At 65.2% G+C, this 7,571-nt stretch carries 8 protein-coding genes; all 8 read right to left on the bottom strand.

Annotated elements, in window-relative coordinates; translation table 11 throughout:
• Nucleotides 1-442, bottom strand: a 442-nt coding sequence (locus AC3AYF_RS15730; RefSeq protein WP_487779977.1) for a MarR family winged helix-turn-helix transcriptional regulator, incomplete at its 3' end; no start/stop codon positions are given.
• A 139-nt stretch (nucleotides 443-581) separates the two neighbouring features.
• Entirely contained in the window at nucleotides 582-1,337 is a 756-nt protein-coding gene (locus AC3AYF_RS15725; protein WP_295037634.1) for an anti-sigma factor, read from the bottom strand.
• Nucleotides 1,334-1,915: a sigma-70 family RNA polymerase sigma factor gene (locus tag AC3AYF_RS15720; protein WP_295037636.1), complete on the bottom strand. Its 582-nt coding sequence runs from the start codon at nucleotides 1,913-1,915 to the stop codon at nucleotides 1,334-1,336. The genes AC3AYF_RS15725 and AC3AYF_RS15720 overlap by 4 nt, the downstream gene beginning before the upstream one ends.
• 141 nt (nucleotides 1,916-2,056) lie before the next feature.
• Nucleotides 2,057-2,578 carry a DUF3455 domain-containing protein gene (locus tag AC3AYF_RS15715; protein ID WP_295037638.1) on the bottom strand — a complete coding sequence of 174 codons (522 nt, stop codon included), beginning with the start codon at nucleotides 2,576-2,578 and terminating at the stop codon, nucleotides 2,057-2,059.
• Between the two features lie 126 nt (nucleotides 2,579-2,704).
• On the bottom strand, nucleotides 2,705-3,967 hold the full coding sequence (codB, locus tag AC3AYF_RS15710; RefSeq protein WP_295037639.1) for a cytosine permease: 1,263 nt from the start codon (nucleotides 3,965-3,967) through the stop codon (nucleotides 2,705-2,707).
• A gap of 283 nt (nucleotides 3,968-4,250) precedes the next feature.
• A complete protein-coding gene (gene htpX / locus AC3AYF_RS15705) occupies nucleotides 4,251-5,153 on the bottom strand; it encodes a protease HtpX (protein WP_295037641.1) in 903 nt (300 codons plus the stop codon).
• Nucleotides 5,154-5,357: 204 nt separating this feature from the next.
• Entirely contained in the window at nucleotides 5,358-6,584 is a 1,227-nt protein-coding gene (locus AC3AYF_RS15700; protein ID WP_295037643.1) for a pyridoxal phosphate-dependent aminotransferase, read from the bottom strand.
• A 165-nt stretch (nucleotides 6,585-6,749) separates the two neighbouring features.
• A partial coding sequence (locus AC3AYF_RS15695; protein WP_487779976.1) for a YlqF/YawG family GTPase occupies nucleotides 6,750-7,571 on the bottom strand: 822 nt, incomplete at its 5' end.

The raw sequence follows: 7,571 nt of genomic DNA, 5'->3' as shown, positions 1-7,571 counted from the left end.
TTGGGCATCGGGACTCCCGTGACTTCAGGTTGGAGATCATCAACCGCGACAGGCGCAGGAAGGCGTCGAGATCCGCCTGCGTCATCCCGTTCGATAGCCGCTCGTGGGCTTCGCGCTCGCACGCATCGACGCTCTCAAGCAGGCTTCGGCCATGACCGGTCAACGACAGCATCTGGCTGCGCCCGTCCTCTGGATGTGGCGCTTTGACGATGATGTTCGCATCGAGCAGGTCGCGAAGCAGTCGGGTGATCTGGGCCTTGTCGCGCTGGGTGCGCTGCGCGATGGCCTGGGCGGTGCAGGGCATCTGGCCGCGGATCGCCTTGAGCGTGCGAATGTGCGAGACGGTGAGGTCCAGCTCGGCGTCGGCATAGGCCTGGCGCAGCGCCCGTTTGTAGGCATGCATGAGCTGATGCAGGGATTCACCGAACGTCGTCTCGGACATGTCGCGCCTAATCGGTTGATAGTGTCAACCAATTAGGCGCCTGACGCCGGCAAATGTCAACCATTCTCATTGGCATCGAGCAGACGTCGGTCGCGGCCACCGCGAGCCTGCGCATCCATCCTCGATGGCTGGCGGCGGCTTACAGCTCGACGGCGCGGCCGATGAACTGAATCGGGCCGGTCGGGCGGTCCAGCGGGGAGCCGGTGTCGTCCTCGAGGGTCAGTTCGAACAGCTGGTTGTCCTCCAGTGGCGGGAGATCGTCAAGCGACAGTTGCTTGGTCTCGCCGGGCTCGACCAGGCCCAGGGAGACGGGGCCGCTCCAGTCATCCGCCTTGGTCCAGAACTCCAGCGCCTTGCCGGGCGGCACCTCGAAGGTGCCGACGGGTTTCAGGCTGATCTGCCGCGGTGAACTCGCCTGCACGATCCAGCCGGCTTGCGTATGTTGAGGGGTCATCAATACCACCAGGTAGCGAGAGGAGGGCGCCTGCGCAGGGCTGAACGCCAGCATGGCGGCGAGGCCGGCGGCGATGAGGATGCTGGCGAAACTCAAGCCTCGCCACAGTGTCAGGTCATGCCACAATCGGCTCAGCAGCCCGGCCGGGTGAGTGGCGCGGTCATCCGCCGGCGCCGATTGTGCGGCCTCCTGACTGTCGAGCGTGCGCAGGATGCGCGGCCATAGGCGGTTCGATGGCGCGACCGGTTCGACCATCGCGGTATAGGGCTGGAGGCGCCTCTCCCAATCCCCTATCGCCTGCTGCAGTTGCGGGTCCTCGAGCAGACGACGCTCGACATCGCGACGCTGCTCGGCGTTCAGTGTGCCGAGCACGTACTCGCCTGCCAGATCCTCGGTCTCCTCAGGTCCGAGCGGAGATCTCGACGCCGAATGATCGCTCATGACAGGCACTCGCGCAGTGCAGCCAGGCTGCGTTTGATCCAGGCCTTGACGGTGCCGAGCGGGCGATCCATGCGCGTGGCAATCTCCGGGTGACTGAAGCCGTCGACATAGGCGTGAAACAGGCAGTTGCGCCGCTCGGGCGCCAGTTGCGCCAGGCAGCGATCCAGGTCCCCGTGACCGAGCCAGTCGAAATGATCCTGCATGTCCGTCTCCGCCTCCTGAGCGCGCTCGGCGTCGAGCCTGTCGGCAGTCTCGTCATCGACGGTCACTTCCCGATGCCGGGTTCTGACGTGGTTGAGCGCCAGGTGGCGGGCGACGCTGAAGATCCAGGTCTTGCCCGAGCCACGCGTGGCATCGAAGGTGTGCGCCTTGTTCCAGATGTTGACGAAGGCGTCGTGAATGATGTCTTCGGCGATACCGCGATCGCCGACGATGCGTGCTACCACCCCCAGCAGGCGCGAACCTTCCAGCGCGTAGAGCTGCTGCAGCGCTTGACGCTCTCCCCTGGCACAAGCCTCGAGCAGGGCACCATGATCATCGGCTGCCGACGGATTGAACGCTGCTGCATCGTCTGTCACACGAACTTCCTTGAAGCGCACCCCGCTGGGGCCAGTAAATCTCATACTACGCAACACGGGCTCGTCATGGCGAGCCCGTGTCGGTCTGCAATGACCCGCTGTCGCGATCGGCGGGCGCTGCGGGTCAGCGGCGTGGCCGGATCAGCTGGCCTTCCAGAACAGATAGTCCGCCTGGTACTCGACCACCTCCTCGTCGCCGACGTTGTTCTCGCTGCAGGCCATATCCGGCGCTACGCCGCCCTGGGTATTCAGGCGCTGTACGTAGGTGACACCGGACATGTGGCCGTCACCCTCTGCCGGATTGGCTTCCACGAGCTGGAAGGGAATGTTGCCATCGCCGCCGGGGGCCGTGGCGAGCTGGGTACCGGTGATCTTGGAGCCGTCGCTGGATTCCCAGGTAGCCGGCGGGCCGTAGTAGCTGCCGACCTGGTTGCCGTCCGCGTCGTTGAGTTTGGCATCCGGGCCCTTGAACACCCACTCGTGTGCGCCATCCTTCATCTCGCAGGCGTAGGTGATCTCGCCGACGCCCACCGTCTCCATGGCAATCTCGTTGCCATCCGGGACCTGCACGTCCGCCGGGACGTCGTTGGCGTGCGCCGCGAGGCTGAAGCCGCCCAGCAGGGTGGCGGTCAGGGTAACGCTGGCTAGTTGTCGGGTTTTCATTGGCGTCTCTCCGAGCGTGAATAGGGCAGGACTTCATGTCCTGCACCGGGGATACACCCGGGCCGGAGATATGGATGCAGACGATCTCGATGCCGCTGAACAGGCTCGAGCCCCGCTGGAGCGGATTTATAGCGCCGGCTTCATGGATCGTTGGCCCAGGCAGCGACAGCACAGCGGGTAGAGCGCCAGCGCCAGCGCGATGCCGACCAGCGGGGGCACCCATGGCGAGAACCAGGCGCCCAGGGTTGCCAACGCATAGGCGCCGAGCCCGGGAAGATGAAACGCCGGCAACCTGGCAACGTCGAGCCTGGGATAGTGGCCGCGACGCAGGAAGACGTAGTCGGCAATGATCACGCCCCCCAGCGGTGGGATGCAGGTGCCCAGCGCGATCAGAAAGGGCACCAGCAGCGTATCCATCCCGGCCAGCGCCAATAGCGTGCCGATCGCCGCGCCGCCCAGCGTCACCCAGCCACGCTGGCGGGTGCGCAGCAGGTTGCAGCCGGCGGCGGCGAAGTTGTAGATGGTGTTGTCCTGGGTGGTCCACAGGTTGAGGAACAGCATGGCCAGCCCGACGACGGCCAGGCCCTGCAGGATCAGTACCGCGACCACGTCCGGTTGCTGATAGACGAGAGCACCCACGGCGCCGATCAAGACCATCAGGCCATTACCGATGAAAAACGCCAGCAGGGTCGCCGTGATCGCCTGACGCGGCGTGCGCGCGAAACGGCTCCAGTTGCTGGCCTGCGTCGCGCCGGAGACGAAGGTGCCGAAGATGATGGTGATACCGGCTGCCCAGCCCAGCCCGGCACTGGGGGCGATGGCGGCCAGCCCGGTCCAGCCGCCGCCATCGCGCCAGGCGATGATCATGCTGATGGCGATCAGCAGCGCCATCGCCGGCACCGCCACGTTAGAGAGCAGCGCCAGGCCGCGGTAGCCGACGAAAGCGGTGAAACAGAAGCCGAAGCCGAACAGCACCATCAACGGGGCTGACCAGCCGGGAGGGAGCTCCAGCGTCGAGACCAGCACGTTGGCGATGGTGGCCACGCCCCAGGCGTACCAGCCGACCTGGGTGATGCCCAGCAGCAGATCGGATAGCGCGCTGCCGCGCTCGCCCAGCGCGAACCGCGACATCAGCGCCGTGCTGAGACCGGAGCGCGCGGCGATGCCGGCGATCGCCGCGGCATAGATGCCCAGCAGCAGATTGCCCACCACGATCAACGCCAGCAGCTCTCCCAGCGGAAACGCCGCACCGAGCTGGCCGCCGGCGAACATGGTCGCGGTGAAGAAGGTGAAGCCCAGCAACAGCAAGGCCAGCGACGCGAAGGGTTTGCGCGCGTCGTCGGGCACTTCGCTCAGGGGGTAGTCATTGTCGGCTTGGGGCAGGGCCATGGTTCGATCCTCGCTAGAGCAGTCGGGACTGACCTAGCAAGCTGCATGCCGCGGCGCTGAAAAGGGTTATCCATCCGCGTCCTCCACCGGTCGACGGCCCGGCCCGGGTGCCCTATCTGCACGTCTTTGGCGCAGAGCGCGCCGGATCGAGTCGACGACTGGCCGAAAGGGAGCAACGCGAGGGAACGCTGGCCGGGTAGGCGTCGGGATAAGCCAACGCCCCGCACAGGGCGGGGCGTTGGGAGGAATCCGTTAGCGTCTCGGGCATCGTCCCGAATGGACGTCACTCCCGGTAGGCGGACTCTTTCAGAGCCCGGATGCGGTCATCCAGCGGCGGGTGGCTGGCGAACAGTTTCTCCATGATCTTGCGGGTCTGCCCGGTGGTGATGGCGAAGGCCGTCAGCGAGTCGGGCATCTGGTCCGGCTGGCTGGTCTCGGACTTCAGTCTGGCCAGGGCGTTGATCATGGCGCCGCTGCCGGCGTATTTGGCGCCAGCGGCGTCGGCGCGGTACTCGCGGAAGCGCGAGAACCAGGCGACGATGATCGACGCCACCAGGCCGAACACGATCTCGGCCACGATGACGACCGCGAAATAGCCCATGAAGCCCAGACCGCCGCCGTTGTCGCGGCCGCGCAGGAAGCTGTCGACGACCTGGGCCACCACCCGCGCGAAGAACATCACGAAGGTGTTCAGCACGCCCTGGATCAGCGCCAGCGTGACCATGTCGCCGTTGGCGACGTGGCCGATCTCGTGGGCCAGGACGGCGCGAATTTCCTCGGGACGCATGCGCTCGAGCAGCCCCTGGGAGACCGCCACCAGCGCGTCGTTCTTGTTCCAGCCGGTGGCGAAGGCGTTGGACTGCTGGGCCGGAAAGATCGCCACTTCCGGCATCTTGATATTGGCCTGTTGCGCCAGTTCACGCACCGTGTCGAGCAGCCACTGCTCGGTCGAGTTGCCCGGCTGCTCGATCACCTTGGCCTTGGTGCTCATCTTCGCCATCCATTTGGAGATGAACAGCGATACCAGTGATCCGGCCATGCCGAACACGAAGCAGAAGATCAGCAGGCTGTTCATGTTCAGCCCGTTGGCGTTGAGATAGGGCTCGACGCCCAATAAGCGCAACGTGATGCTGGCGACGAGGATCACCGCCAGGTTGGTTGCCAGGAACAGGACGATTCGCATCATCGGTCTTTACCCTCAGTCGTGGAAAGCGTGGCCGTCGTCATGTGATGCGCCGGCTCATGATTAGCCCGTTGTTCGTTAATATCCGGTAATCAGGCGGTTATGAACCGTTAGATACGACTTTCGTGAATAGGTTTCAAGAGGGGCGTGGCCGCGCGTCGAAACGCGCGGTCCTGTTACATGGCGGTGGCTGGCCACCGCCGCGGGTCACTGTCGATAACGCGAGAGGAAGCGAGCGAAGCGGTCGATGGCATCGCCGAGCTGGTCGGCCCAGGGCAGTGTCACGATGCGCACGTGATCCGGCATCGGCCAGTTGAAGGCGGTGCCCTGGACCAGCAGGATACGCTCCTGCAGCAGCAGGTCGAGCACCATCTGGGCGTCGTCGTGAATGGGGTAGACCTCCGGGTCGAGCCGCGGGAAGGCGTAAAGCGCTCCCATTGGCTTGACGCAGGAGACCCCAGGGATCGCGTTGAGCTTCTCATGCACGACGTTGCGCTGAGCGAGCAGCCGTCCGCCGGGCAGGATCAGGTCGTTGATCGACTGGTAGCCGCCGAGGCCGGTCTGGATCGCGTGCTGCGCCGGCACGTTGGCGCACAGCCGCATCGAGGCGAGCATGGTGAGGCCCTGGATGAAGTCCTCGGCGTTCTGCTTGCCCAGTCCCCCGGAAAGAATCATCCAGCCCGAGCGGAAGCCGGCGCAGCGGTAGCTCTTGGAGAGTCCATTCATGGTCACGACCAGCTGATCGTCTTCGGCCAGGGCGCCGGTGGAGACGTGCTCGGTGCCGTCGTAGAGGATCTTGTCGTAGATCTCGTCGGAGAAGACGACAAGGCCGTGCTGGCGGGCGACCGCCAGGATCTCCTTGACCACCGCCGGCGGGTAGACCGCCCCCGTCGGGTTGTTGGGGTTGATCAGCACGATGGCGCGGGTGCGTGACGTGATCTTGTCGCGGATATCGGCGATATCCGGTGACCAGCCGGCGTTCTCGTCACACAGATAGTGCACCGGATGTCCGCCTGAGAGGTTGGCCGCGGCGGTCCACAGCGGATAGTCCGGCGCCGGGATCAGCACCTCGTCGCCGTCGTTGAGCAGCGCCTGCATCGCCATCACGATCAGCTCGGAGACGCCGTTGCCGATGAACACATCCTCGATGCCCACGCCCGGGATTCCCTTGCGCTGGCACTCCTGCATGATCGCCTTGCGCGCCGAATAGAGCCCCTTGGAGTCGCAGTAACCCTGTGCCGTCGGCAGGTTGCGCATCACGTCCTGGAGAATCTCCTCGGGGGCTTCGAAACCGAAGGGCGCGGGATTGCCGATATTGAGCTTGAGAATGCGATGGCCTTCGTCCTCGAGTCGTTTGGCGTGATCGAGAACGGGCCCGCGAATGTCGTAGCAGACATTGTCGAGCTTGTGCGATTTCCGAATGGGGCTGTTCATTGAAGTTCCGTAAGCTGCACAGCCTAAAACGTCAGGCGGGTTGAAGAGGGCGGGAAGTCGGTATTCCCCGGTGGGCTGTGTCACCGATTCCCAGCATAACGCCGCGCTGGCGCGGCGCAAGGGGCAGAAACGGAAGGATTTTCGGTGTATCTGTATGGTGGGCGGTCAGCTCTCTGAGGCGTCGATATCCTCCTCGACGGGTTCGGGGATATCCTCCGGCAGCTCCAGGGTCAACCGGCCGAGCTTGCCGTCTCTCAGCTCGTGCAGCAGGACCTCGGCGCCGCGGTGGAGGTTGATCACCCCGCCGGCCTTCAGGCCGCCGCGCTTGCGCGCGATCTCGCTCATGATCGCATGGCCGTCGAACCCGGCCCTGGCCTGGAAATCGACCAGCCTGGGGCCATCGGCGTCGACGTTGTCGGTCTCGCTCGGCGCCACGTAGACGGGTAGTTCATCGAGCCGGTAGCGCTCGCGCAGGGCGTCGGGATAGCGTTTGGCCAGTTCGGCGGCACAGACGATGGCGACGTCGACGTACTCGATCGCGGTATCGCGGATGGCGCCGCTGGCCGCCAGCCGGTAGGCGCTGGCCTGATCCTCGATCTTCGGCCACAGCACGCCGGGCGTGTCGATCAGCGAGACACGTCCGTCGATGCGTATCTTCTGCTGGCGCTTGGTCACCGCCGGCTCGTTGCCGGTCTTGGCGATCTTGCGCCCGGCGAGGCCGTTGATCAGTGTCGACTTGCCGACGTTGGGAATGCCCATCACCATCACGCGCACGTCGCGGTCGGCGCGTACCTGGCCGGCCAGTTCGTGGCACAGCGCCGGAATCTGCTTGAGCTCCCGTGCCTGGGTCGTGGTGACGGCAACCGCGCGGCTGTCCGGCTGGGCATCGAAGAAGGCGATCCACCGCTGGGTCGCTTCGGGGTCGGCTAGGTCGGCACGCGAGAGAATTTTCAGTACGGGCTTGTGCTCGGTCAGGTCGGCCAGCAT

The organism is Salinicola sp., assembly GCF_982684285.1.
Note: the sequence above shows the minus strand (reverse complement) of the source record. Positions and strands in the feature narration are given on the sequence as shown.

Bases quoted from the DNA above. Each gene is read 5' to 3' on its own strand.
- AC3AYF_RS15725 (WP_295037634.1), bottom strand. From the start codon at position 1,337: ATGAGCGATCATTCGGCGTCGAGATCTCCGCTCGGACCTGAGGAGACC.
- AC3AYF_RS15715 (WP_295037638.1), bottom strand. From the start codon at position 2,578: ATGAAAACCCGACAACTAGCCAGCGTTACCCTGACCGCCACCCTGCTG.
- codB (WP_295037639.1), bottom strand. From the start codon at position 3,967: ATGGCCCTGCCCCAAGCCGACAATGACTACCCCCTGAGCGAAGTGCCC.
- htpX (WP_295037641.1), bottom strand. From the start codon at position 5,153: ATGATGCGAATCGTCCTGTTCCTGGCAACCAACCTGGCGGTGATCCTC.
- AC3AYF_RS15700 (WP_295037643.1), bottom strand. From the start codon at position 6,584: ATGAACAGCCCCATTCGGAAATCGCACAAGCTCGACAATGTCTGCTAC.